The 24,293-nt window shown below is 72.0% G+C and carries 16 protein-coding genes and 5 pseudogenes; 10 read left to right on the forward strand and 11 right to left on the reverse strand.

The window, feature by feature from the left end:
• Positions 1-84: 84 nt before the first annotated feature.
• The 5 genes and pseudogenes from AB0A94_RS11605 to AB0A94_RS11625 form a co-directional block, all read right to left on the reverse strand.
• Positions 85-1,512, reverse strand: coding sequence for a wax ester/triacylglycerol synthase family O-acyltransferase (locus tag AB0A94_RS11605; protein WP_361742432.1), 1,428 nt, complete (start codon positions 1,510-1,512; stop codon positions 85-87).
• A 232-nt stretch (positions 1,513-1,744) separates the two neighbouring features.
• A pseudogene (locus AB0A94_RS11610) lies at positions 1,745-3,583 on the reverse strand (sugar-binding domain-containing protein); the annotation flags it as partial.
• 291 nt (positions 3,584-3,874) lie between these two features.
• Positions 3,875-5,095 carry a glucose-1-phosphate adenylyltransferase gene (gene glgC, locus AB0A94_RS11615; protein WP_361742434.1) on the reverse strand — a complete coding sequence of 407 codons (1,221 nt, stop codon included), beginning with the start codon at positions 5,093-5,095 and terminating at the stop codon, positions 3,875-3,877.
• 51 nt (positions 5,096-5,146) lie between these two features.
• Positions 5,147-6,298, reverse strand: coding sequence for a glycogen synthase (gene glgA / locus AB0A94_RS11620; RefSeq protein ID WP_361742437.1), 1,152 nt, complete (start codon positions 6,296-6,298; stop codon positions 5,147-5,149).
• A 39-nt stretch (positions 6,299-6,337) separates the two neighbouring features.
• Positions 6,338-7,093, reverse strand: a complete 756-nt coding sequence (locus AB0A94_RS11625) for a (2Fe-2S)-binding protein (RefSeq protein ID WP_361742440.1) — start codon at positions 7,091-7,093, stop codon at positions 6,338-6,340.
• Positions 7,094-7,303: 210 nt separating this feature from the next.
• On the opposite strand from AB0A94_RS11625, the gene AB0A94_RS11630 reads away from it, so the two are divergent.
• Positions 7,304-8,431 carry a DMT family transporter gene (locus AB0A94_RS11630; RefSeq protein WP_361742443.1) on the forward strand — a complete coding sequence of 376 codons (1,128 nt, stop codon included), beginning with the start codon at positions 7,304-7,306 and terminating at the stop codon, positions 8,429-8,431.
• Here the strand turns inward: AB0A94_RS11630 and AB0A94_RS11635 are convergent.
• Positions 8,421-9,674, reverse strand: coding sequence for a transglycosylase family protein (locus tag AB0A94_RS11635; protein ID WP_361742445.1), 1,254 nt, complete (start codon positions 9,672-9,674; stop codon positions 8,421-8,423). The genes AB0A94_RS11630 and AB0A94_RS11635 overlap by 11 nt on opposite strands.
• Positions 9,675-10,039: 365 nt before the next feature.
• Between AB0A94_RS11635 and gndA the strand changes: the two genes are divergently transcribed.
• Positions 10,040-11,479 carry an NADP-dependent phosphogluconate dehydrogenase gene (gene gndA / locus AB0A94_RS11640; protein WP_361742448.1) on the forward strand — a complete coding sequence of 480 codons (1,440 nt, stop codon included), beginning with the start codon at positions 10,040-10,042 and terminating at the stop codon, positions 11,477-11,479.
• Positions 11,480-11,862: 383 nt separating this feature from the next.
• Here the strand turns inward: gndA and AB0A94_RS11645 are convergent.
• The 3 genes and pseudogenes from AB0A94_RS11645 to panD all read right to left on the reverse strand — a co-directional run bounded on the left by AB0A94_RS11645 (position 11,863) and on the right by panD (position 13,323).
• Positions 11,863-12,514: pseudogene (locus AB0A94_RS11645) on the reverse strand (arylsulfatase).
• Between the two features lie 7 nt (positions 12,515-12,521).
• Positions 12,522-12,875 (reverse strand): annotated as a pseudogene (locus AB0A94_RS11650) (GNAT family N-acetyltransferase); the annotation flags it as partial.
• 25 nt (positions 12,876-12,900) lie between these two features.
• Positions 12,901-13,323 (reverse strand): aspartate 1-decarboxylase, encoded by a 423-nt coding sequence (panD, locus tag AB0A94_RS11655; protein ID WP_361742451.1) that lies wholly within the window; start codon positions 13,321-13,323, stop codon positions 12,901-12,903.
• A gap of 540 nt (positions 13,324-13,863) precedes the next feature.
• Between panD and AB0A94_RS11660 the strand changes: the two are divergent.
• Positions 13,864-14,201 (forward strand): annotated as a pseudogene (locus AB0A94_RS11660) (IS21 family transposase); the annotation flags it as partial.
• A gap of 108 nt (positions 14,202-14,309) precedes the next feature.
• Here the strand turns inward: AB0A94_RS11660 and AB0A94_RS11665 are convergent.
• Positions 14,310-14,969, reverse strand: coding sequence for a nucleotidyl transferase AbiEii/AbiGii toxin family protein (locus AB0A94_RS11665; RefSeq protein ID WP_361742454.1), 660 nt, complete (start codon positions 14,967-14,969; stop codon positions 14,310-14,312).
• A complete protein-coding gene (locus AB0A94_RS11670) occupies positions 14,966-15,328 on the reverse strand; it encodes a hypothetical protein (RefSeq protein WP_361742457.1) in 363 nt (120 codons plus the stop codon). The genes AB0A94_RS11665 and AB0A94_RS11670 overlap by 4 nt, the downstream gene beginning before the upstream one ends.
• Before the next feature lie 333 nt (positions 15,329-15,661).
• Here AB0A94_RS11670 and AB0A94_RS11675 point away from each other — a divergent pair.
• The 7 genes and pseudogenes from AB0A94_RS11675 to AB0A94_RS11705 form a co-directional block, all read left to right on the forward strand.
• Positions 15,662-15,868 (forward strand): annotated as a pseudogene (locus AB0A94_RS11675) (IS5/IS1182 family transposase); the annotation flags it as partial.
• A 170-nt stretch (positions 15,869-16,038) separates the two neighbouring features.
• On the forward strand, positions 16,039-17,331 hold the full coding sequence (locus AB0A94_RS11680; RefSeq protein ID WP_361742460.1) for a helix-turn-helix transcriptional regulator: 1,293 nt from the start codon (positions 16,039-16,041) through the stop codon (positions 17,329-17,331).
• Positions 17,332-17,344: 13 nt separating this feature from the next.
• Positions 17,345-18,103, forward strand: a complete 759-nt coding sequence (locus AB0A94_RS11685; protein WP_361742463.1) for a toll/interleukin-1 receptor domain-containing protein — start codon at positions 17,345-17,347, stop codon at positions 18,101-18,103.
• Positions 18,100-20,115, forward strand: coding sequence for a hypothetical protein (locus AB0A94_RS11690; RefSeq protein ID WP_361742466.1), 2,016 nt, complete (start codon positions 18,100-18,102; stop codon positions 20,113-20,115). Before AB0A94_RS11685 ends, AB0A94_RS11690 begins: the two co-directional genes overlap by 4 nt.
• Positions 20,112-21,188, forward strand: a complete 1,077-nt coding sequence (locus AB0A94_RS11695; RefSeq protein WP_361742469.1) for a hypothetical protein — start codon at positions 20,112-20,114, stop codon at positions 21,186-21,188. Before AB0A94_RS11690 ends, AB0A94_RS11695 begins: the two co-directional genes overlap by 4 nt.
• A 44-nt stretch (positions 21,189-21,232) precedes the next feature.
• Positions 21,233-21,673 carry a hypothetical protein gene (locus AB0A94_RS11700; protein WP_314219856.1) on the forward strand — a complete coding sequence of 147 codons (441 nt, stop codon included), beginning with the start codon at positions 21,233-21,235 and terminating at the stop codon, positions 21,671-21,673.
• A 621-nt stretch (positions 21,674-22,294) separates the two neighbouring features.
• Positions 22,295-23,695: a hypothetical protein gene (locus tag AB0A94_RS11705; protein WP_361742472.1), complete on the forward strand. Its 1,401-nt coding sequence runs from the start codon at positions 22,295-22,297 to the stop codon at positions 23,693-23,695.
• Positions 23,696-24,293 lie beyond the last annotated feature (598 nt).

Raw genomic sequence — 24,293 nt, forward strand, 5'->3', positions numbered from 1 at the left:
TGCTCCTCGCGGCGCTCCGTTCGCGCACGCTGTCGAACGGCGGATTTTACTTCAGCGTCGGGCCACGGCGCCAAACCGCGTCCCTCAGCGGTCGCAGACGGCGGTCAGCGCCGTCACCTCCTCGGTCAGCGCGCGGGCCAGGTGGTCGAGGTCCGGGACCGCGGCGCCGTCGGCAACCAGGCCGTAGTGGACGCGTCCGCGGTAGGTGGAGACCGCGACCGCGAGGGAGTGGCCGGGGGCCAGCGGCGCGAGCGGGAAGACGGCGCCGAGCGGGTCGCCGCCGAGCCTCAGGCCGAAGCCGGGCAGCGGCACGCTGGTGACCAGCACGTCGAACCAGAGCCGGGCCGCCTGGCCCAGCAGCGGCCCGCCGAGCCGGTGGCCGAGCGGCGGAACGTGCTCGGCGAGCAGGGCGACGGCGCCCGCGCCCCGGTGCGGACCGGCGTCCTTGTTGCGGTCCATGGCGGTGCGCACCAGGGCGAGGCGGACGAGCGGGTCCCGCTGGTCGACGGGGAGCTGCAGCAGGTACCCGGAGAGCCGGTTGCCCTGCGGGTGGGCGGTGCGCGGCCGGCGCCGGGAGACGGGGATGAGGGCGCGGGGCGCGACGCCCTCGCTGCCGTCGCCGCGCTCGTCGAGCCAGCGGCGCAGGGCGCCGGCGACGACCGCGATCGTGACGTCGTTGACGGTGCCGCCGGCGCTCTTGCGGATCCGGTGCACGTCGTCGAGGTCGACGACCACGCCGGCGGTGCGGCGGGTGCCGCTGGGCGCGCAGGTCAGCGCGGGTGAGGAGCGCACGTCGAGGGTGGAGCGGGCGACGGCGGCGCCGATGTCTAGGGCCCGGCCCGCGTCGGCGAGGGCGTCCCGGACGAGACCGGGCACCTCGCGCACGTCCGGGAGGAGTCCGCGCGGCGGCCCGGCGGGGCGGGGCCGGGGCGCGGGGAGGTCCATCGGGTCCATCAGCGCGGCGGCGAGGGTGAGGGCGCGCAGCCCGTCGGCGAGGGCGTGGTGGAACTTGAACAGGACGGCGAAGGAGGTGCCGTCCTCCCCCGGCAGCACATGGGCCTCCCAGGGCGGCCGGGTGCGTTGCAGCGGGCGTCCCATGAGCCGGCCGGCCGCGGTGTGGAAGTCGGCGGCCGGGGGGTGCAGCCGGACGTGGTCGAGGGGGTCGAAGCCGGGGTCGGGTTCGCGGGTGGCGCCGCCGAAGGCGAGGGACCGGCGCAGGGCGGAGGCGAGCGGCTGCCGCAGCACGGCGGCCAGGCGCTCGCCGGGCGCCGGCCAGGTGCGGCGCAGCGCCGACAGCGGCTGCCGCAGGGTGAGCGGCTGCCAGGTGTCGCGGATGCGCATCCGCAGCCCGGGCACGGCGGCGGCACGGGCGGCCAGCAGGTCCACCGCGTGGGCCGCCGCGGAGGGCGAGTCGGCGGAGAACACCCCGAGCGCCGCGAGGTGCATCGGGTGACCGGTGGACTCGATGTTCCAGAACGCCAGGTCGAGAGGGGCGAGCGGGTCTGCGGTCATGGGCGGGGCCTCGCGTCGACGACGGGAACGGATCAGCAGTCAATCGCCCCGGCCGATTACGGTCAAGTACGATCCGGCTACCCCCAGTGAACAGCATGTGACGTCTCCGCCCCTCCCGCCGGTGCGGCGGAAGGGGCGGGACGGGAGTGACGGGCGGGGCTGCCGCGGCGCGATCAGCGCCTCCCGGGTGACGGATGCCACCCGGACGGGCGCGGCCCGCCGGAGGAACGGTTCACCGCGTGGCGCCCTCCGCCGACGGGCAGCCCGCGGGCCGTGCCCGGGAGGCGTCCCGGATCAGGGCCTCGTACGCGGCCTTCACCCGGGCCACGTCCGGCTTCGTCACGCGCCGGTCGTAGGTGAGCAGACCGTTGAGCTCGCCCTCGACGTCCGTGACCTGGGCGTACACGGCGCCGTTGCTGCCCCGGCACACCAGCGCGCGCACCTCGTCCAGCTTGGTGAGGTAGTCGTCGGTGCAGGTCGCCGGGTCGACGTCGACGTACGACTGCTGCACGGACCAGGCGTGTCCGGGCACGGCGAGGCCGAGGCCGCCGTACTCGCCGCTGACCAGGGCGCGTTTGCCGTCCGGGCGGGGCGGGAGCGCCGGGCTGGGACAGCCGTGCTCGTCGATCATCTGCTTCAGCTCACGCTCGAAGCGGTCGCGGGCCTCGGGCCCGGGGTCTTCCCGGCCGTCATGGAGGGCATGTCCTGCCACACCAGCAGCCCGAGCCGGTCGGCCCAGTGGAACCAGCGGTCCGGTTCGACCTTGATGTGCTTGCGCACCGAGTTGAAGCCGGGCTTCTTATGCGCCTTCAGGTCGTGCGCGAGGGCCTCGTCGGTGGGCGCGGTGTGCAGGCCGTCGGGCCAGAAGCCCTGGTCGAGGGTGGCCATCAGGAAGACGGGCTCGCCGTTGAGGACCGTGCGCGGCACCCCGTCGATCCGCTCGACGGCGATGGAGCGCATCCCGAAGTAGCTGCCGACCCGGTCGGCGCCGACGGTGACCTTCAGCCGGTACCGGAACGGGTCGTCGGGCGACCACAGGCGCGGGTCGTGGATCCTCAGGGTGAGCGGTTCGCCGGTGCGGCCGACGGCCGTGGCGACCTTGCGCCGTCCTTCGTACGCGGTGGCCCTGACGGGTACGCCGTCGCGGACTCCCCTCGCCTCCACGGCGAGCCGCTCGCCGGGCACGTCCGGGACGAGCTTGAGGCTGTCGACGTGGTCGCGGGCGACCGGCTCCGTCCAGACCGTCTGCCAGATGCCCGAGCTGGGTGTGTACCAGATGCCGCTGGGGTCGAGGCGCTGCTTGCCGACCGGCTGGTTCTCGCCTTCGGCGGAGTCGGTCGGGTCGTACACGCCGATGATGATCTCCTGGGTGCGGCCGGGTTCCAGGGCGTCGGTGACGTCGGCGCTGAACTTGTCGTAGCCGCCCTCGTGCGTGGCGACCTTCGTGCCGTTGACGTACACCTCGGAGCGCCAGTCGACGGCGCCGAAGTTCAGCCGCAGGTCGGAGCCGATGTGCCAGTCGCGGGGCACGGTGAAGGTGCGCCGGTACCACATGCGGTCCTCGTGCCGCTGGATGCCGGAGAGCCGGGACTCCACCGGGTACGGGACGAGGATGCGCTCCTTCAGCGTCCTGCCGACGGGCGGCTGCTCGCCCTCCTCGGCGGCGGCGAACTGCCAGCGGCCGTTGAGGTCGCACCACTCGTCACGGGTGAGCTGCGGGCGCGGGTGCTCGGGGAGGGCGTTGTCCGGACCCACCTCGTCCGTCCACTCGGTGCTCAGCTCGTGGGTGGAGCGGTTGGGGCCGCTGCTCAGGAACGCGTCCACGGGGTCGCCGTCGGCGGCGGTCAGGCCGCCCCGTCCGTCGTGGCGGATGTCGGCGCTGCCGCGGGCCGTGCCGGTCCTGTTGCCGACGACGGGCTCGGCGAGCGTGACGAGCAGCGCCTTCGGGTCGGCCGGGTCGGGTCGCGCCGACTTCACCGGTCAGTCGGCCCCACCGATCACCACGTCGAAGTGTTCGGTGAAGCCGACCGGCGAGCGGCTGGGGAAAGTCCGGCTTCAGGGTACGGCTGGAGTCGAAGGCGGTGGCCTTGAGCTCTTGACCTCCTCCCCTTCCTCACGGGAGGGGGATTCCAACCCTGACGGGTTGAGGTTCACGGGCGCTCGAACGGCCGACGGCCGCTGTCACCCCTCCGGCACCGGCTGGGCGCCGGGGGATCCCGCCCTGTCCTGCCGCGACGTTCACTGAACGTGATATGCCGCCAAGCGTAGCTCGGCATAACAGCACGGATTCCGCCATCCGTCCAGGAACATGACAAAGGCCCCGGTGGTCACAGCAGCCGACCGGGGCCCCTCGCTCCCGCCACTACGGCACGAGCTGTCCCTTGCCGAGCGCGATCACCCCGCCCTTGGACACCGTGTACAACTCCGCGTCCCGCTCGGGGTTGACGCCGATCGTCGCGCCCGGCGGCACCTCCACGTTCTTGTCGAGCACGGCACCGCGCACCACCGCGCCCCGCCCGACGTGCACGTTGTCGTGCAGCACCGAGCCCTGCACCACGGCCCCCGGATCGACGACCACGCCCGGCGACAGCACGGATCGGGTGACCTGGCCCCGGATCAGGCAGCCGGCGCTGATGATCGACTCGCTCGCCATGCCGCCCGCGTTGAAGCGGGCCGGCGAGAGCTGGCCGGAGTGGGTGTAGACGGGCCACTGCCGGTTGTAGAGGTTGAACGCGGGACGTTCGGCGATCAGGTCCATGTGCGCCTCGTAGTACGCGTCCAGCGTGCCGACGTCCCGCCAGTAGCCCTGGTCCCGGCTGGTCTCGCCGGGCACGTGGTTGGAGCTGAAGTCGTACAGCGCGGCCTCGCCCCGCTCGGTGAGCTGGGGCAGGATCGAACCGCCCATGTCGTGCACCGAGTTCCCGTCCTCGGCGTCCCGGTGGAGGGCCTCGACGAGCGCCTTGGTGGTGAAGACGTAGTTGCCCATGGAGGCGAACACGCACTCGGGGTCGTCGTCGAGTCCGGGCGGGTCGGCGGGCTTCTCCAGGAAGCGGTCCACGGACCGTCCGTCCGAGCCCGGGGTGATCACGCCGAAGGCGGAGGACTCCGAGCGCGGCACCCGGATCCCGGCCACCGTGACACCGGCCCCGCTCTCGATGTGCTGGGCGAGCATCTGGCGCGGATCCATGCGGTACACGTGGTCGGCGCCGAACACCGCCACGTACTCCGGCCGTTCGTCGTGGATCAGGTTCAGCGACTGCAGGATCGCGTCGGCGCTGCCCAGGTACCAGCGCGGGCCGAGGCGCTGCTGGGCGGGGACGGGGGTGACGTAGTTGCCGAGCAGGCTGGACATCCGCCACGTGGTGGTGATGTGCCGGTCCAGCGAGTGCGACTTGTACTGCGTGAGCACGCAGATGCGCAGGATGTCGCCGTTGACCAGGTTGGACAGCACGAAGTCGACCAGACGGTAGGTGCCGCCGAAGGTGACCGCCGGTTTGGCGCGGTCCGCCGTGAGGGGCATCAGGCGCTTGCCCTCGCCGCCCGCCAGCACGATTCCCAGGACCGAAGGACCTCCACGACGCATGGCCGCTCCCCTCACGCCGGATTTCCCCAAGACTGCCCCGGACGGGCGGTACTAAGCCTGTTCGAGGATCTCCTCGTACAGCAGGGCCGTACGGCGGGCCACCGCGTCCCAGCCGAACTCGGTGACGGCCCGCTCCCTCCCCGCCGCGCCCATCCGCCGGGCCGTGGCCGGGTCGCCGAGGACCGAGTCGAGCGCCCGCGCGAGGCCCGTCTCGAAGTCGTCGTCCGCTTCCACCAGCACCCCCGTCGAGCCGTCCGCCACGACCTCGGGAATCCCGCCGACCCGGGAGGCGACCACCGCCGTGCCGCACGCCATGGCCTCCAGGTTGACGATGCCGAGCGGCTCGTACACCGAGGGGCAGACGAACACCGCCGCGTGTGTCAGCAGCTGGATCACCTCGGGCCGCGGCAGCATCCGGGGGATCCAGTGCACTCCCTCGCGGACCCGGCTCAGTTCCTCGTACAGCTCGCGGAACTCCCGGTCGATCCCGGGCGTGTCCGGGGCACCGGCGCAGAGCACGACCTGGGCGGCCGGGTCGATGCCGCGCACCGCCCGCAGCAGCTGGGGCACGCCCTTCTGCCGGGTGATCCGGCCGACGAACAGCACGTACGGGCGGGAACGGTCGAGGCCGATCCGGTCCAGGGCGCCGGTGCCGGGGTCGGGGCGGTACAGGTCCGTGTCGATGCCGTTGTGCACGACGTGCACCCGGGCGGGGTCGAGGGCCGGATAGGAGGCGAGGATGTCCTCGCGCATGGCACCGGAGACGGCGATCACGCCGTCGGCCGCCTCGACGGCGGTGCGCTCGGCCCAGCTCGACAGGGCGTAGCCGCCACCGAGCTGCTCGGCCTTCCAGGGGCGCAGCGGCTCCAGGGAGTGGGCGGTCATCACGTGCGGGATGCCGTACAGCAGTTTGGCCAGGTGACCGCCGAGGCCCGCGTACCAGGTGTGGGAGTGGACCAGCTCGCGGTCCTGGAGCGCGGCGGCCATGGCGAGGTCCACGGAGAAGGTGCGCAGCGCGTCGTTGGCGCCGTCGAGCGCGCTCCAGGGGCGGTGGCGCAGCACGCCGTCCGCCTTGCCCTCGCCCCAGCAGTGCACCTCCAGGTCCACCAGGGGCCGCAGCTCCCGGGCGAGGAACTCCACGTGGACTCCCGCGCCGCCGTACACGTCCGGGGGGTACTCCCGGGTCAGCAGTCCCACTCGCACCCGTGAACCCCCTGTCTGAGCGGACGTCGACCTTCATGGTCACCCAGACGGGGCGCGTGGGGAAGAGCGGGGCGGTTGTGCGAAGCAGCAGTCGCCGCAGACGCCCCCGCCGGGCACCCGGTAGTACAGGCAGCAGCTGCGGCGCCGGAAGGAGGTGCCCGTGAGGGTTCCGGTCCCGGCGAGCCGGGGGTGCGTGAGGAGTTCGGCCGTCAGGGAAGCGGCGCGAACGGCGACGTCCGTACGGCCGTGGCGGCGCCCCCAGCGGTCCAGTTCCCGGGCGGCGCCCGCGAGCGCGGAGGCCGCGTTGCCGCGCAGCAGGCCCGGTGCGAGGCGGTGGCGGGAGCGCAGGGCCGCGGCGAGGGGTTCGAGGTGGCCGTGCAGCACCAGCTCCGCGATCGTCGCCGCGTCGCCGGGCAGCGGCCGCACTCCGGTCAGCCACAGGTCGTCGGGGGCGCTGCCCTCCGGGTCCCAGCGCAGCAGCGGCGGGGAGAGGTCCGGGACGGCGCCGTGGAGGGCGGCGGACCCCAGGGCCACGGACCACAGGCGGGCGGCGATCCCCTGCTGGGCCACCGAGGCGGCGACCCGCGCCTCGGGGGTGCGCAGGGCGCCGGCGACCCGGCGGACCCGCGAGGCCAGGGGGTCGCCCTGAACGTCCGGGGGCCGCGGCCCGTATGCCTGGGCGAGCGTGGGTAGGGGACGGCCGGCCGTTCCCGCCGTGCGCAGGACGAAGAAACCACCGAGGCGGTGAAGGGCGGTGAGAGACGGATCGAGGTCCACGACGTGCAGTACTACCAAGGCCCCTAGGGGTGGCGACCAGGGGCCCTCCACCCCGGGGCACCCACCCTGGGGATGACGGGGGCGTCGTCGTACTCCATCGGCAGTAGGACTCATTGAGTGCTCAGGGACGACGACGGGAACACTTTGACACGGCATCGTGTTGGTCATGGAAGCCGACCGTTCGCCGCGCCGGGTGCACCGCCCCGGCCTCGCGCAGAGGAGCAGCCGATGAGCGCCCTCGCGTTGTCCGTGCTGCTGTCGTTCGTCTCCGCCGTGGCGTACGCCGGAGGAGCGATCGTGCAGGAGCAGGTCGCGGTGGACTCACCCGGCGCGCAGCAGTACGCGCCGCTGCGCCGGCCGGGCTGGTGGGCGGCGGTCGCGCTCAACGGCCTCGGCGGAGTGCTCCACGTGGTGGCGCTCGCCTACGGCCCGTTGAGCCTCGTCCAGCCCCTGGGCGCGCTGACCATCGTCTTCGCCCTGCCCATGGCCGCGCTGTTCGTCGGCCGGAAGGCCGGGGCGACCGCGTGGCGCGGTGCCATCATGGCGACGGTGGGCCTCGCGGGGCTGCTCTCCCTGGTCGGCGCGTCCGACGCGCAGTCGCTGGACACCGCGCAGCGGGTGGCGGCGGCGCTGGGCACGGCCGGGGCGGTCGTGGCGCTGATGATCGCGGCCCGCGCCGTGCACCGTCATCCCGCGGTGCGCAGCATCCTGCTGGCCACCGCGTCCGGTGTCGCGTTCGGCATGTCCTCCGTCTTCACCAAGACCGTCGCGGTCGACTGGACCGGCGGGGTCTCGGCGGCGGACCTGCCGTCCCTGGCGGTGATCGGCGTCCTGGCCACGGCCGGCATGCTGCTCTCCCAGGCCTCCTACCGGGGCGCCGGCCTCGCGGCCCCGCTGGCCACGCTGACGGTGGTGAACCCGATGGTGGCGGCCGCGGTCGGCATCACGATGTTCGGCGAGACCTTCCGCTACGGCACGACGGGCACGGCGCTCGCGCTGAGCTGCGGCGTGGTGGCGGCCGGTGGTCTGATCCTGCTCACGACGGAGCGGCTGGCACGCGAGCACCAGGAGGCGCGGACGGCGGAGGCCCCCGTACCCGGGCCCGCGCCCGAGGCGGTTCCCGCGCGGGCCGACGAGCAGCCGCCCGCCGATCCCGACGACCCCGCCGAGCGGCTGCTGGCCGCACTGGAACTCCCCGAGGACGTACGGCTGCCGGTCCCCGTGCCGACACCGGGCGGCGCGCCGGACGACGCGGATTCCGCCCCGGTGCCACTGGTGTCGTACGCGCCCTTCTACGGCGGCCCGTACGTACCGGTGGCGGTGGCGGACCGGCACAGGACGCGGGTCAGATCCTGACGCCGCCCGCCCTCAGGTAGGCGACCGGGTCGATGTCCGACCCGAAACCGGGCCCCGTCCGCACCTCGAAGTGCAGATGCGGGCCCGAACTGTTCCCGGTCGAACCGGAACGGCCGATGCGCTGGCCCGCGCCGACGGACTGCCCGCTCTTCACGGAGATCGCCGACAGGTGCGCGTACTGGCTGTAGCGGCCGTCGGCGTGCCGGACCACCACCTGGTAGCCGAACGACCCCTCCCAGCCCGCGCTGACGACGGTGCCGGCCCCGACCGACCTCACGGACGTGCCGGTGGGGACGGGGAAGTCGACGCCCGTGTGGTAGCCCTTCGACCAGGCGGATCCGGCCTTGTGGTACGGCGTGCCGAGCGCGGCGCTGACCGGGGCGACCAGATCACCGGCGGCCTTGGTGGCGCGGTCCGCCCGGTCCTCGGTGCGCTGAGGGGGTGCCTTCTTCTCGGTCCTCTTCTCGGTCTTCTTCTCGGTCTTCTTCTCGGTCTTTTCGGCTTTCCCGGCCTTCTTCTCTGCCGACTTGGCCGGTTTCCCGGCCGCCTTCGTCGTCCCGTCGGGCAGGGCGAGCCGCTGGCCCGGAATGATCAGGTCGGGATCGCCGCCTATGGTGGAGCGGTTGGCGTCGTACAGCTTCCGCCAGCCGCCGCCGACCCGTTCGCCCGACGCGATGCCGGAGAGGGTGTCACCGCGGACGACGGTGTACATCTCGGCGCGGCCCGCGCGGGACTGGGGTGTGGTGTGCGGTTTGACGTCCTCGACGGAGGACCCACCGGTCTTCTTGCCGCTCTTGTTGTTCTTGCCGCTCTTTTCGTTTCCGTCCGGCTTGTCGGTGGCCGGCTGGATGTCGGGGGTGTCGCCGCCCCGCGTCAGTCCGGCCCGTACCGAGCACACCGGCCAGGCGCCGGGTCCCTGTCCGTCGAGCACCTTCTCGGCGACGGCGATCTGCTCGTCCTTGGTGGCCAGATCCGCACGCGGCGCGTACCGGGTGCCGCCGTACGCCTCCCAGGTCGACCGGGTGAACTGGAGCCCGCCGTAGTGCCCGTTGCCGGTGTTGATGTCCCAGTCGTTGGTGGACTCGCAGGCGGCGACCTTGTCCCAGGTCTCCACGTCGGCCGCCTGGGCGGCGCCCGTGCCCAGCAGCGGGAGCGCCATTCCGGCGCCGCCCGCGGTGACGGTGAGCGAGGCCCGGTTGATCCTGTTCGGCTGATACCGGCGGTGCCGGCCGCGCACGGCCATGGAAATCCCCCTCGACAATGCGTCAGGAGGGGCAAAAGTAAGCGGTGCGAACCAGCCGTGACAAGACGGCTATCGGCCGCGCGGATGCGCCAAGTGGCCGGGATTTTTCGCCCGTTGCGCCCCCCTTGGCGCTCCGTGGGGAGCGTGCGCGGGCGGTTGTCTCCATCCGCGGGGGCACGCGGGTGCGTGCGCCCGCTGAGTGCGCGAGGGGCATCCGCGCGTATGTGCCTGGGCGGTGTCGTACGGCCCGCGCGTGCACGCGCGAGTGCGGCACGTCAGGATGGTCGCTGGCAGGACTGGCGGGCATCGACCGGCAGCACCGACACCCGGCAGTACCGATACCGAGGTCACTAGGAGCCACCCCAATGAGCAGTTCAGCGCAGATCGGCGTCACGGGACTCGCGGTCATGGGCCGCAACCTCGCGCGCAACTTCGCCCGCAACGGCTACACGGTCGCGGTGCACAACCGGACGGCGGCACGCACGCACGCGCTGGTGGAGGAGTTCGGGCACGAGGGCGGCTTCGTGGCGGCCGAGACGGCCAAGGATTTCGTGGCGGCGCTGGAGCGACCGCGGCGGCTGGTCGTCATGGTGAAGGCCGGCGAGCCGACGGACGCGGTGATCGAGGAGTTCGCCCCGCTCCTCGAGCCCGGTGACATGATCATCGACGGTGGCAACGCGCACTTCGCGGACACCCGCCGTCGGGAGAAGGCGCTGCGCGAGCAGGGCATCCACTTCGTCGGCATGGGCGTCTCCGGCGGCGAGGAGGGCGCGCTGCACGGGCCGAGCATCATGCCGGGCGGCCCGAAGGAGTCGTACGACTCCCTCGGCCCGATGCTGGAGAAGATCTCCGCGAAGGCGAAGGACGGCTCCCCCTGCGTCACGCACGTCGGCCCGGACGGCGCCGGCCACTTCGTGAAGATGGTGCACAACGGCATCGAGTACGCCGACATGCAGCTGATCGGCGAGGCGTACCAGCTGCTGCGCGATGTCGCCGGGTACTCCCCCGCGCAGATCGCGGAGATCTTCCGCACCTGGAACACCGGCCGGCTGGACTCCTATCTGATCGAGATCACGGCCGAGGTGCTGTCGCACGTGGACGCGGCCACGGGCGAGCCGTTCGTGGACGTGGTGGTGGACCAGGCGGAGCAGAAGGGCACGGGCCGCTGGACCGTGCAGATCGCGCTCGACCTGGGCGTGCCGGTGTCCGGCATCGCCGAGGCCGTCTTCGCGCGCTCCCTGTCCGGTCACGCGGCGCTGCGCGAGGCCTCGCGCTCCCTGGCCGGCCCGAAGGCCGCGCCGCTGGGCGAGTCGGAGGCGGCGGCGTTCGCCGACCGGGTGGAGCAGGCGCTGTACGCGTCGAAGATCGTGTCGTACACGCAGGGCTTCCACGAGATCGCGGCCGGCAGCGAGGAGTACGGCTGGGACATCGACCTCGGCGCGGTCTCCGCCCTCTGGCGTGGCGGCTGCATCATCCGCGCGGCCTTCCTGGACCGCATCCGCGCCGCCTACGGCGCCCGCGCGGACCTGCCGAGCCTGCTGTCGGACGAGACGTTCGCCCGCGAGATCGCCGACGCCCAGGACGACTGGCGCGAGGTGCTGGTCGCCGCGACCCGCCAGGGCGTGCCGACCCCCGGCTTCGCCGCGGCCCTCGCCTACTACGACGCCCTGCGCGCCGAGCGCCTGCCGGCCGCTCTCACCCAGGGCCAGCGGGACTACTTCGGCGCGCACACCTACCGGCGCACGGACCGCGACGGCTCGTTCCACACGCTGTGGGGCGGGGACCGGTCGGAGGTCTCGGCGTAGGACGCCTGCGACAGGGCGGTGGACGGCCGGTCGGCCGTCCACCGCCCTGCTTCCTTTCCCGCCCGTGTCAGCTCAGCGGTGGGCCGGGCTCCGGGTTCGGCACCGGTTCGGGGCCCGGCGGGATCGGCGAGGGGGACGGCTCGGGGGGACCCGGGTGCGGCGGGGGCGGCTGCGGTCCCGGTCCCGGGGGCTGCGGGGTCGGCTCCGGACCGGGCCCCGGCGGCGGGGGCGGCGGAGTGGGGTCCGGACCCGGGGTGGGCCCCGGAGTCGGGCCCGGCGGAACGGGGTCCGGGTACGGGTTCGTCATGGCGCGTGTCCTCCGGCCTCTCGCTCGACGTCGGCTCTGGACTACTCCCCCGCCTACCCGACGGCCGCCGCTCCAGTCACCCGCCCGCGTGACGGCGCGGGGCCGGGTGGCGCAGACGGACCGCCGCGGCGAGCCCCGCACGGGGACCGGACAGCACGGGCACCCGGGTCGTGGTGAGCCGCTCGGCCGGCGCCATGGAGGCCCGGGCGAGGACGATCACGTCGGCACCGGTGACCGCGTCGGCGGCGTCCGCGGCCCGGCGTGCGTGTCCCGCCGGGTCGCCCGCCTCGAAGCGTGCCCACGCGTCCTCGACCGGCACGGTCCGCACCTCGACGGACCGTCCGGCGCGAGCGGCTTCCTCCCCGGCCGGCGTCACCGTCGGCCGCAGCGTGCTCTCCGGGCGGCGAGGACGACGACACGCGGCCCTGCGACCACGGCCGCCATCGGCCGGTCGACGCGCAGCACCGGGAGACCGGCCCCGGAGGCGGCCGCCTCCGCGGCCCCGCCGATGGTCGAGCAGGTGCACAGCACGGCCCGGCGCCACGGCCGACGGCCTCACGCACCCTCGCCCGTACGTCGTCGGCGACCGCCGCGGGGCCGTCGGCGCGGGCGCGCTCCAGCAGCTCCCCGGCGACGAGATGCCGCAGCTCCGGCCCGGGACGGTCCTCGTCGCGCAGCGCGTCGAAGACGGGCACGTGCACGGGCGAGGTGTGCAGCGGTGCGAGCACGTGGAGCTCAGAACCGCCCGGGATGCGCCGCCAGCCACTCCTTCGCCGCCCGGATCAGCTCCGGCCCGGCCGCCGGGGCCTGGTCGGGGCGGCGCTCGGCCCACTTGGCGACGTACGGGCAGAGCGGGGCGACGGCGCTGTCCTCACGGGCGGCGACGGCGTAGAGCTCGCGGGCGAGGGAGCCCGCGATGCCCTTGCCCTCGTGGGCGGGCTCGACGATGGTGTGCACGGGCACGAGCGCGCGCTCGGGGTCGTCGAGCGGGAAGTACTCGATCCGCCCGACGACCTCGCCGTCCGCCACCGCCTCGAGCCGGCCCGCCGCCCGGTCGTCACGGATCTCGATGTCACCCACGGCCACGTCACGCTCCTGCCTCGGTCTGCGCCGGTCAGGCCGTGGTGACGGCCCCCGGGCTGCGCTCCTGGTCCGACCCCGGCACCGGCTCGGACGGGTCGGCGCCCAGGGCCACGATGCGGTTGTCGCCGTCCACGTGCACCACCCGGGGTTCCAGCGCCCGCGCCTCGGCGTCGGTCACCTGAGCGTAACTGATGATGATCACCAGATCACCGGGCTGGACGAGATGGGCGGCGGCCCCGTTGATCCCGATCACCCCGGACCCGCGCTCGCCCTCGATGACGTACGTCTCCAGCCGGGCCCCGTTGGTGATGTCGACGATGTGCACCAGCTCCCCGGGCAGCAGATCGGCGGCGTCGAGCAGCTCGGCGTCGATCGTCACGGATCCGACGTAGTGCAGGTCGGCCTGGGTGACGGTGGCGCGGTGGATCTTGGACTTGAACATGGTGCGCAGCATGTTGGACTCCTGGAGGACGGCTCCCTGCCTGCTTTGTGCAGGTCAAGGGCGGTGTCGACAGTACACCGGAACACGCCGGTCGAGAATTGTGAGGAACATCGCTCCGCTCGGGCGAGACGGCTTCACGCCTGGGCTTTCGCGCCGCACCGGTGCCTGTTCAAGCAATCCTTCAGGAAAGGCCGGCGGCTCATGCTGACCGGATGCTGACTTGCCTGACGACGCTTCAGGTAGACAGGCGCTGCCTCGAGCACTGGGCCATCCTCGGCACCGGGTCCCGAAAATGTTCAAGCCACCCCGCCGCCTCGCGCCACCAGGTACCAGTGTCTGACTGCCCGTGTAGAACTGGCGCTCTCGGAGAGCACACGGGAGGACCTTGCTCAGTAGCAGGCAGACAAGGCACGGGTACGGCGGCTGCGGTTCTTGCGCACGAACCTGTACGAGCAGCCTGGCCTCTTCGTGCCCGACCGGATCGAGCGGCAGGGCGATTGGCCGGGCGCTGCGCAGATTGCCGAAACTCGTTGAGTCAGGCCGGGAGGAGTGGTGATCAGCGTGGAGGACTGGGCGGAGATCCGCCGGCTTCACCGGGCCGAGCGGATGCCGGTGCGGGCGACCGCGAGGAAGCCGGGGATCTCGAGGAACATCGTCTGCAGGGCGATCGCGGACGACGCGCCGCCGAAGTACAGCGGGCGCCGAAGGGCTCGATCGTGGACGCGGTCGAGCCGCAGGTCCGTGAACCGCTCGAGCAGTGACCCGATATGCCGGCGACGGTGATCGTTGAGCGGATCGGCTGGGACTGCAGCCTGACCGTGCTCAAGGACCGGGTCCGAGATCTGCGGCCGGCCTATCGGCCCGCGGATCCGGCTTCGCGGACAGTCTTTGGGAGCGAGAGCGGGAGCGGGATGCAGTGTTTGACCGTTACCGCAGCCCAGCTTCGCCGTGAGTCCACTGCGGGGCATCGCTCAGCTGCCCCGCGCGATGCCCCCTTCTCAGGCGTTCTCGTTATGGATCCGCGCACCCAGATCCTCCGCCCACTCCAGTGCCCACGCCTTGAGTTCGTCGATCTGCCGGGAGGTGAGCCCGTACGCGGTGTAGTCCTCGTCCTCGTACCACTCCGCGCCGACGAGCCGGTCCCGGAGTCCTTCGAGGCCGAACTCGTCGTGGGCACGACGACGGCCCAGGGATTCGAGGTCGGCGGTGGAGCGGTGGCGGGAGGCAGCTTGGACGTCGATGAGGTCACGGACGGTGCCGCGGTCGGCGAGGGCACGGACCTTGGTGCCGATCACGTCGTCGAGGGAAAGAACGGGGCCGTAGGGGGTCTGAGCAGGAGGGGCCCAGAACGCCTCCTTGAGGACGTCGACCTCGCACTCCTCGCCGGTGTCCGGATCGGTGACGAGGAAACGGCCGCTGAGCGGATCGGTCTGGACGTGCGTGGTCCGCCATCCGCGCGCGCTGAGGCCTGCTGTGAGTGAGGCGACGATCTCCTGCATCGGAGCGGGGTTCTCGGTGGCGACGTCGAGGTCGCGGCTGAAGCGTTCGACCAGGCCGTGGGCCTGCACGGCGTATCCGCCGGTGAGGACCAGAGGGTAGGGGGAGCCGATGTCGAGGATGTCGGCGAGGAGACGCTCGTGGAGCGGAGTGAGCCTCACGCGGTGGTCGCATCGGCCGGAGCGGTGCGGAGCAGTTCGGGGAAGGCGTCCTCCCACACCTCGCGGATGTAGGGGCTGATCAAGCGCCGCAGCACGGGCCACTGCTCGGTGAGCAGCCGGTGCTGCAGGAGTGCCACCAGGTCCTCGCGCAGTCCTTCGGCGAGGACGGTCCGGTAGAGCGTCATGCGGGACTTCGGACGGTCCAGGCTGTAGCTGGTCCGCCCGGACCAGACGATGTGGAGCGGCAGGTCCACGTTGCCCTCGACGGGGCCGGCCAGCTCCTGCAAGCGCTCGGGCAGTCGGCTGCGGTAGCGGTCCCGCAGCACCTCGGCGCGGGGGGCGGTGATCGTCGAGTCCATGTATCCAGTATCGCTGCTGGGAGGCGGCGGCATGGCGGAAACGGAGCTCCCCTGCCGTATGTACGGGTCGGGCGTCGCCCGCCCCTCCCCCGGACGCTCATCATGGCCTAACCCGTACAACCCCAGGTGGCGTAGCAACCGGCTGCCCTGCCGACCTGGGACCAGCCCCGCTCGCGGGCGCGGGTGATCGTGGCACAGCAGGTCACGCGGAGGACCGCCGCGATGGAGTCGGCTGCGGCTTCCGTCTCGGCGTCGGGAATGACGACGGTCTCGAGGAGGCCCACGGCGCCGGCGCAGCGGACGAGAGGGCACCCGGCGGGCGACGGTCAGGGCATCCCGCGGGTAGCGGGACCGGTCGGCCGCCCGCACCGACGGCCTGATGCCCTGCTCGCGGACCGCGGCTGCGACCATGACAAGTACCGCCGTCTTGTGCGGGCTCTCGGCATCACACCGGTGATCGCCGAGCGTGGCGAGGACCACGGCAGTGGCCTGGACGTCATCCGGTGGGTGGTCGAGCGCACGATCGCCTCCCTTTTCGCCACAACTTCCAGATAGTCCGTTTCTCCGGTCCTCCCTGCCGCGCATGTCGCGTTCCCATGTCGGAGAAGGAAACGGGAAACAGCATCGATCGTCTTGTCCGCCCCGGCCAGACTGCCGCACGCTACGTGCAGCGCCGACTCGGCCGATGGCGGGAGGGGTTGGAGGTTTCCGTGCCACAGCCGTCCACCGGGTTCGGCGAGGAGTTGAGGAAGCGGCGTCTGGAAGCAGGGCTCAGCCTTACCGCCCTGTCCGGCTCCGTGCACTACAGCAAGGCGCAGTTGAGCAAGGTGGAGCGGGGTCTGAAGGCCCCCAGCCGTGACCTCGCCCGCCTGTGTGACGCCGCCCTCGGGGCCGGCGGGGCCCTGCTGTCCCTGCTCGCACCAGAGACCACCGACCCGCCCGTCGATCCGGCGCCGGGCTTTGTCCACGAGGAGGACTGGATCATGCAGTTGTCGCCGGACGGCCCGAACACCTTCCAGCCCTTAAGCCGACGGGATGCCATAGGCGCCGGTGCCGCTTCGCTGATGGCATGGCGGTCCGACAGCGCGGGCCCGGCCTCGCCAGCCGCGGGCGCGGACATGGTGGAAGCCTCCCGCTCGCTGTTCACCCACTACCGCAGACTCGGCCAGACGGTGGCGCCCGGTCTACTCCTGCCCGTTCTGATCGCACAGACCCACACCCTGCGGGAACTGTCCGCCCACTGTGACAGCAGCACCCGTCGCCACCTGCTGGCCCTTGGGTCCCGGTACGCCGAATACGTCGGCTGGCTGGTGCAGGAGACCGGGGACGAGCAGGCGGCTCTGTGGTGGACGCAGCGCGCGGTCGATCTGGCGGCCGCCGGCGGCGACCGGGCACTGGCGGGTTACGCGCTGGTCCGCCGGGCCCTGATCACGCTGTACCGGGACGACGCCGAGCAGACAGTCGCTCTGGCCCGTCGCGCGCAGAGCAGGGCCCTGCCCCCGCGGATACGCGGGCTCGCTGCACAGCGCGAAGCCCAGGGCCACGCCCTGGCGGGTGACCGCCGGGCTTGTCTGGACGCGCTGGACCGCGCGCGTGCGCTTCTTTCTCTCCAGGACGAAGGGACCGACGAGCCGGTGATCGGCACCATGCACCTTCCCGATCCGGTCGGCATGGTCACCGGCTGGTGCCTGGTCGATCTCGGACAGCCGCGGGAGGCGAGCGAGGAACTGGACCGACAACTCGCCCTGGTCGGCGAGGACGCGGTTCGCACCCAGGTCAGGTACGGCGTCCGCCGCGCACTCGCCTACGCGTCGGCCGGCGAGATCGACCACGCCTGCGACCTGGCGGCGCCCCTGCTCGACGGAGTGGAGGCCGTGGGTTCCGCCACGGTCACGACCGACCTGAGACGGCTCACCCGCGCCCTGGCGCGCCACGCGAACCATTCCTCCGTACGCCGGCTGGGACCGCGACTCGGCACGTTGTCGCGCCCCTCCACCATCTGAAGGAGTCACTGGCATGCCCCACGTGTTCATCAACTACCGCACCGGCGACGGCGAGCGGACCGCGGCCCTCCTCGACCAGGAGCTGTCACGTCGCTTCGGCCAGGACCGTGTCTTCCGCGCGTCCAGGTCCATCACCCCAGGGGAGGCCTACTCCGAGGTTCTCCTGACCGCGTTACGCCACAGCTGCGTGCTGCTGGCCGTCATAGGACCGGACTGGGCGAACTTCCGCAGTCGGTTGCAAGATCCCGACGACTGGGTGCGCAAGGAGATCGAGGCCGCGTTCGAGTGCGGGCTCGTCGTCGTTCCCGTGCTGGACGGCCGCAAGACCGACCGGCTGGACAAAGCGGCCATGCCCCCCGAGCTGGCGCGGCTCGCCGATCTGCAGTCCGTACCGTTCGACAGCACCCACGACACCGAGGCCGGCGTCCGGCGTATCGGCGATTTGGTCGCCGAGCTGGTGCCCGAGCTGCGGGACCTGATCGAGCCCAGCGAGCCGTCGCCGACGTCGACCAGCGTGCACAACTCGATCGAGGACGTGAGTGGAACGTCCGTCCAAGCGGGCGACTTCAGCGGTGACGTCGGCGGCACGATCGTGAAGAACTCCCACGGCACGGTCCACACGGGCAGCGGCAGCATCTACAACAACTCACGCCATGTGTCGGGCGACCGCTACATCTCGGGCACCGGGACGACGTACACCGAGGGCGACCACCACGGGGACGTCCACCAGCGGTTCGGGGAGCCGGAGCGGCCCCAGGACGACCGACGGTGAGCACAGAACACACCACCCGGGTCGAGAGCACGCGGGGCGTCACGCACACGGGCGACGGCCACATCTACGTCAACCTCGGCTCCGCTGCCCACGAACCCCGAAAGCCGGTCTTCCGGCAGCTTCCCGATGACCAACTGCGGTGGACCCGGAGGGTGTTAGTCGCTCCGGTCAACATGGGAAGGGCACGCGACACGCTCGAGGAGACGGGCACCGTCATCCTCGACGGTGCTCCCGGCAGCGGCCGCTCGGCCACGGCTCGCGTACTGTTGCGCGAACACCACCGTCCCGGCGGTGCCTTCCGCGAACTCCTGCCCGCCGAGCGGGACGAGCTGCCGCTGTACGACCCGGCTTTCGTCGACCCGGGCGACCGGCTGCTGCTCGATCTGTCCACCGCGGAGGCCGGTCTGTGGCATGCGGCCCGGGGCGGCCTTCCCGCCCTGCGCCAGACGGTGCGCGAGCGGCGGGCCCATCTCGTCGTCGTCATACCGCACGAAGGGGCTCTCGATCCCGACCTGCAGCACTTCCGTGTCGAGATCGGACCGCCAGCTTTCCCCATGGAGGTTCTCAGACGACACCTGCGCGCCCACGGCGTGCCGTGTGAGCAGTTTCTCCGGAGCGACGTCACTGTCGACGAGTTCCTGAGCGAACGCAAACCCATGCGGGAGATCGCCGACTTCGCCGACCGCATACGCCGTGCCCGCGAAACGGCCGGGCCCGGCGAGGGATTCCCCGAGTGGTGCGCGGCCGCGAAACGTGCGCGCGCCGGGCGCCGCGCCGAAGTCGCCGACCGCGTCGCCGGTTTGCCCGGTTCCTCCCAACGCGCCCTGATGGTCGCCGTGTCCATGCTCCACGGCGCGCACGCCGACGTCGTCCACCGGGCGGCCGCACTTCTGCTGAGCACGGTCGGGGCCCCCGAGGAGGAGACTCCGCTCCTCCAGCGCAAGGACCTCGCCCAGCGGCTGTCGGAGATCTCGGCCCGCCCCGGGCCGGACGGTCGCGTGCGGTTCACCGAGCTGGACTACGACTCCGCCGTCCGCGCCCACTTCTGGGACCACATGCCCGACCTGCGGCCGCACCTCGGCGCGTGGGCCGCGCGGGTCGTCGAGTCGAGCGACCCGCATCTCGTGCCGGATGTCCGCGACGGCCTGGTGGCCCGGCTGGCGGGTGAGTATCTGCGAACCGGGCGGCCCGACGCGCTCGCCGCGCTCGCCGAGCGGTGGAGCGCACAGGGAGCGGGCAGAGCCCGGTCGGAGGCCGCGGTCCAGGCGCTCACCTGCGGTCTCGCGGACCCTGCCCATGGCAGGGACTTCCGCGAGCGGATCTACCAGTGGTGCGCGTACCGCCGGCTGACCGGTGAGTTCGCCCAGGTGCTGGTCCAGGTCTGCGCCGACGTCCTCGCGCTGGACCATCCGGATCACGCCCTGATCCGGCTGCACCATCTCGCCCGGCGTGAGCGCGGCACGGCCCATGCGCTGCAGGCCCTGTGCCACCTGGTGGCCGGCAGCCGACGGCTACGCCGAAGGCTGCTCGACCGGCTGGCACGCGGCGACCTCGCACCGACCGACCTGGCCATCTTTCTGCGTGTCAGCGATCCGGAGCCGCTCACGGACCGCTCCGTCACCACTCGCGCCCTGGTCGACGAGGACGGGGTACGACGCTCGCTGATCACATGCTGGCGTGCCGTGCTGACCCACGCGGTGTCGCGGCCGGAAGGCCGACGCGTGGCACCACGGGCAGAGATACAGAGCTGGCTGCACTGGGCGGCCGAGGGCGCCGGTGACCGGGGGGAGGTCCTCCTCGACCTGCTGGTCGCTGCCGCCGACCGATGCGGGGAGGACCGGGGCGCGGCGTTCGCCGCGTTGTACGCGTCCGCACGCCAGGCGGAGTTCACTTCTCCGGGCGCCGGCGCCCACTCCACCGAGACGACCGATCTGTTGCTCCACAAAATCGGCGTGGCACAGAACCTCGGTCCTGCCGCCCCGTCGGCATCGGCCAGAAGGGGGCGATCATGACGACCGGACGCAAGACGACGGCCGTGTTCCTCACTGTTATGTGCGGCCTGCTGCTGACCATCGTCGGCCTGGTGCAGCGATGGCCCGGCTGGACCTGGCCGGCGCTGGCCGCGCTTCTTCTCGTGCTGCCCGCGGTGACCTTCCGGGTGGCCTCGCAGCGCCGCGGCCCGGTGACGGTCAGCTTCGAGGAGCAGCTCACGGCTGCCCCGGTGGAGCGAACCGAGTACCGCGTCAACCGAGTCGCGCTCCCGAGCCTCTGGGACGACTACCACTTCGTCTTCTCAGCGACCGTACGGTGGTGCTTCGCCGACGGTCCGGGGCGCGGCACGGTCGTCAACCCGGCCGGCCTCGCCGTCGACGCGGTCCTCAGCCGGGCCCGCGCGATTGCCGAGAAGCGGGAACCCGGCCACGCCTCGCTCCTTCAGCACGAACTCGGTGGCGCCCTCAGCCGCATGTGCCCGGATTCCACGGGCCACCTCCGGGCGATGGCGGAGGACATCAACCTCACGTTGCCCGACGAGGACCAGGAGCGTCTGAATCGGCTCGCCGGCGTGCGCAAGGACGAGGCGGTCTGGGAGCACCAGCGCAAGTACGAGCAGAGCAAGCGCCGGTATCTGGGCGAGGACGCCCTCAAGGACACCGGCAGCGCCGTCGTGTGGTGGCTCACCAGGAACGACGAGCACGTGGCCAAGACCGTGGCCGACCTCCCCTTGCTGGCGCAGCTGACCTCCGCCGCCAACGACGCCGACATCCCCGAGCGCCTGCTCGAGATGCTGCCGAACCGGCCAGGAGGACCCTGGACGCCGGACATCGGCACGGAGGCCGCCGATCTCCCAGCCCGTGAGCCCTCGGCTGCAGACCACCTGTCGGGGTTCTTCGAAGCTATGGGCTTCACGGAGGACGACGACCGGCGGGCGATGCTGGCCCGACAGTTCTCGCAGCTCGTCGAGCAGCACAACCGCCACGAGACAGCGGAGGACCTCCTACGCCGATTCGATCCGCCGACACCTCCCGCTCCCGAGACCGGAGCGGAACCGGCGTCCGACCCCGGGCCGCCGACCGACACGGTCTGACCGTCGACCGGAAGATTTCATCCCTGCGCATCCAGGAGGACGCGATGGACGCAGAACTGGCCGCGATGGCGGCATCGGGGGCCACCACCCTGGTCTCCCTCATGGTCACCGATTCCTGGACTCACGCCCGCGCACTGATGGGCCGGTTCCTGGCACGTGCGGGCGCGGACACCGTCGCGATCACCGGCCTGGACGACGCGCGTGCGCGGCTGCTCCTCACGGGCACCGCGGCGGACGGGCGCGCCGCGTCCGGCATCGCGGCCGAGTGGCAGACTCGTCTCTGCGGGCTGGTGGAAGCCGGGGCGCTCACCGGCGAGGAACTGAGTGCTCTCGGGGCGTCGCTGCGCCGACTGGCGGCCGCAGCGGGCCGCCCAGCAACGGTGCACAACACCGTCTCCGGCGGCACCCAGCACGGCCCGATCGTCCAGGCCGGCAACGTCACCGGCCTGGCCTTCCCGCCGGATCCGTCCCCGCGCCGGGAATAGTCGCAGGGCAGGGCAGCAGGCCCCCTGCCGCAGTGCAGGTCAGCAAGCCGGAAACCGTCCGGCCCGATGCTGACCGTTTGCTGACCTGGAGGCCGCGATCAGGGCTCTGACCTGCGTAAACACCCAAACGCTAGATCTTGGACTTGAACAGAGTACGCAGCACTTTGGACTCCTGTAAGACGGCTCCCTGCCTGCTTTGTGCAGGTCAAGGGCGTTCTCGACCTTACACCGACATCTCCGTTCGATGTTTGTGAGGAACATCGCTCCGGTCAGGCGAGACGGCTTCCTCCCTGGGCTTTCGCGCCGTGGCCGACACCTGTTCAGGCAATCCTCCGGGAACGCCCGGCTACTCATGCTGACCGGATGCTGACTTACCTGATGAGCCATCAGGCACTCAAGAGCCCCCTCTACATACGGACGACGTACGTCCACGCACCACCGCCCGCCCGAGGCCCCTCAGCAGCGTGGAACTCGCGAGCGAGGCGGGGCCAAGGCGCCCACACCGGTCCGCCCAGGCCGAAGTCCAGGTCACGCGCCTCTGCGCACTTGCGTGCGCCACTCCTCCCTTCCGTACGGTCCGGCCGATGGTGAACCGCCCTCGCCCACTGTGAAGGAGAGCTGTTGAAGCCGACCGAGGAAGTGCTCCAGGACCTGACCCAGCCCTCGAATGTCCCCGTCCACTCCGACGACGCGCTCGTCGGGAAGGTGAAGGCCGCCATCGCGGCGGACGACAAGAAACGGAAGGAGAACGAGGACGAGCCGCTCCGCCGGAAGCCCACCCTCGTCCCGATCCCGCAGACGGAGCTGCCCCGGCAGTTCGAAGTGACCCTCTGGGACGTGCTCCACACCCTCGCCCGGGCTACTGCCCTGTCGTGGCGCGGTGCGGGCCGGGGGCTGGCGGAGCACTGGGGCTCACTCAAGTACGCCCAGGCCCTGACCGGTGGTCGCGACTCCTTCCTCGGTCTCACCGACGAAGGCCACCGCATCGCGGACCACTACAAGTCGCTGCAGTCCAGCGAGCTCGGCATCGGCTTCGCCCTCACGCTCGCCGAGCACATGCTGCGCAGCCGTTTCCCCGACCATTCGGTCACGATCGTCCCCGCCGACACGGCGTTACGCGCGGGCTGGGCCCTCACCAGCAGAGACAAGGGCGAGAAGGTGAAGTACCGCTACCGCCCCCAGTACTTCGCCGAGGTCTGGCGGCCGGGCGGGCCGTCCCTCTCCATCCCCCTCGCCTGCAAGGGCAACCACGGCGACTCCGCCACCTCCGCCGAGCAGCTGGCCTCCGCCTCGGCCCACGCCGAAGCGGTCCACATCGGCGCGTGGAACGAGACCCCCGGCCTGCTGTTCAGCACGCAACTCCCGACGGACGGCGGAACGATGACCGTCCACGCCCTCCAAGCACCCGGCAGCGGAGGTCGGCTGTCCCCGGCGGAAGGCCGTGAGCCGAACCTGAACGCCCCACCGTTCCAGGCGAACATGATGCCGGACATCCACCCGCCGGCCGAGGGCCTGGTGGCACCGGAGCCTGTACGGGGCTGCCACGTGCAGCCGAAGGACTACGCCTGGTTCCAGGAGTCCCTGGCCCACACCACCGCGGCGGGCCTCATGGCCTTCACCGGCTCCGGCCACGCCACCGCCCGCCACCTGACCGACCGGCAGGGCCGCAAACGCTTCACCGGCCTCGAACACGCGGCCAGCATGAGCATCCAGGACGCCGCCCACATCCTCTTCGGCAACGAGTACGTCGGCACCGACCACGTCTTCCGCCTCAACGGCCCCCGCGTCGAGGCGTTCTCCGGCGTGGACAAGGAAGTCTTCCGACTCCTCACCAGAGGCGACAGCGAGGAGTACCGCGCTCTCGTCCACGCGAGCCGCGGCGTCCGCCCCCGCCTCACCTTCGATAAGAACTGGGGCGGCCCCGTCTCCGTCCACGCCGACGGCTCCGTCTTCGCCCTGCGACTGCTGCCGGGGCAGGACGAGGAGCCTCGCCCGGGCTCGGGCCGGTGGACCCGCCCCTGAGGACAAGGTCGTGGCCGGAGCTCGCCCTGCCAGGCGCCCTGCACGTATTGGGCCTCCGATACCGCGTGAACCTGCCCATTCCTGGAATGTCGCAGCGCCGTGCCGACGTCAGCTTCACTCGAAGGCGGACCGCGGTGTTCGTGGCCAAGGCTGTTTCTGGCACGCGTGCCAGAAACACCTACGCGCTCCGAAGCACAACGCCGAGTGGTGGAGCCAGATGCTCCGGGCAACACCCCCCGAAACGGGGAAACCGATGCACATCTCCTGCCCCTGGATTGGCTGCCGCTGCGCATCCGGGAGCACGAAAGCGTGGATGGTGCCGTTGGCAAAGTAGCGGCAGCCCTTGCCACCCGTGACCATCCTCTGGCCCTGCGGCTGCAGAACCCGAAGCGCTCCATGGAACCAGGCCCCTGAGCAATCCGATCGAACGGCCCGGATTCACTTGCGTGCTGTGAGCTCGGCGAGCAGGGCCACAACCGTGGCGGCTCCCACGACGGCGGCACCCGCTTCTGGTGCGTACAGAGCCAGGATGGTCACGAGCACACCGACCAGCAGGTCGTCCCGGCGCCGGGTTGGCGCCGGGTGTGCGGCCCCGGAC

This window comes from Streptomyces sp. NPDC044984 (assembly GCF_040646935.1).
In the GTDB taxonomy this organism is placed as follows: Bacteria; Actinomycetota; Actinomycetes; order Streptomycetales; family Streptomycetaceae; genus Streptomyces.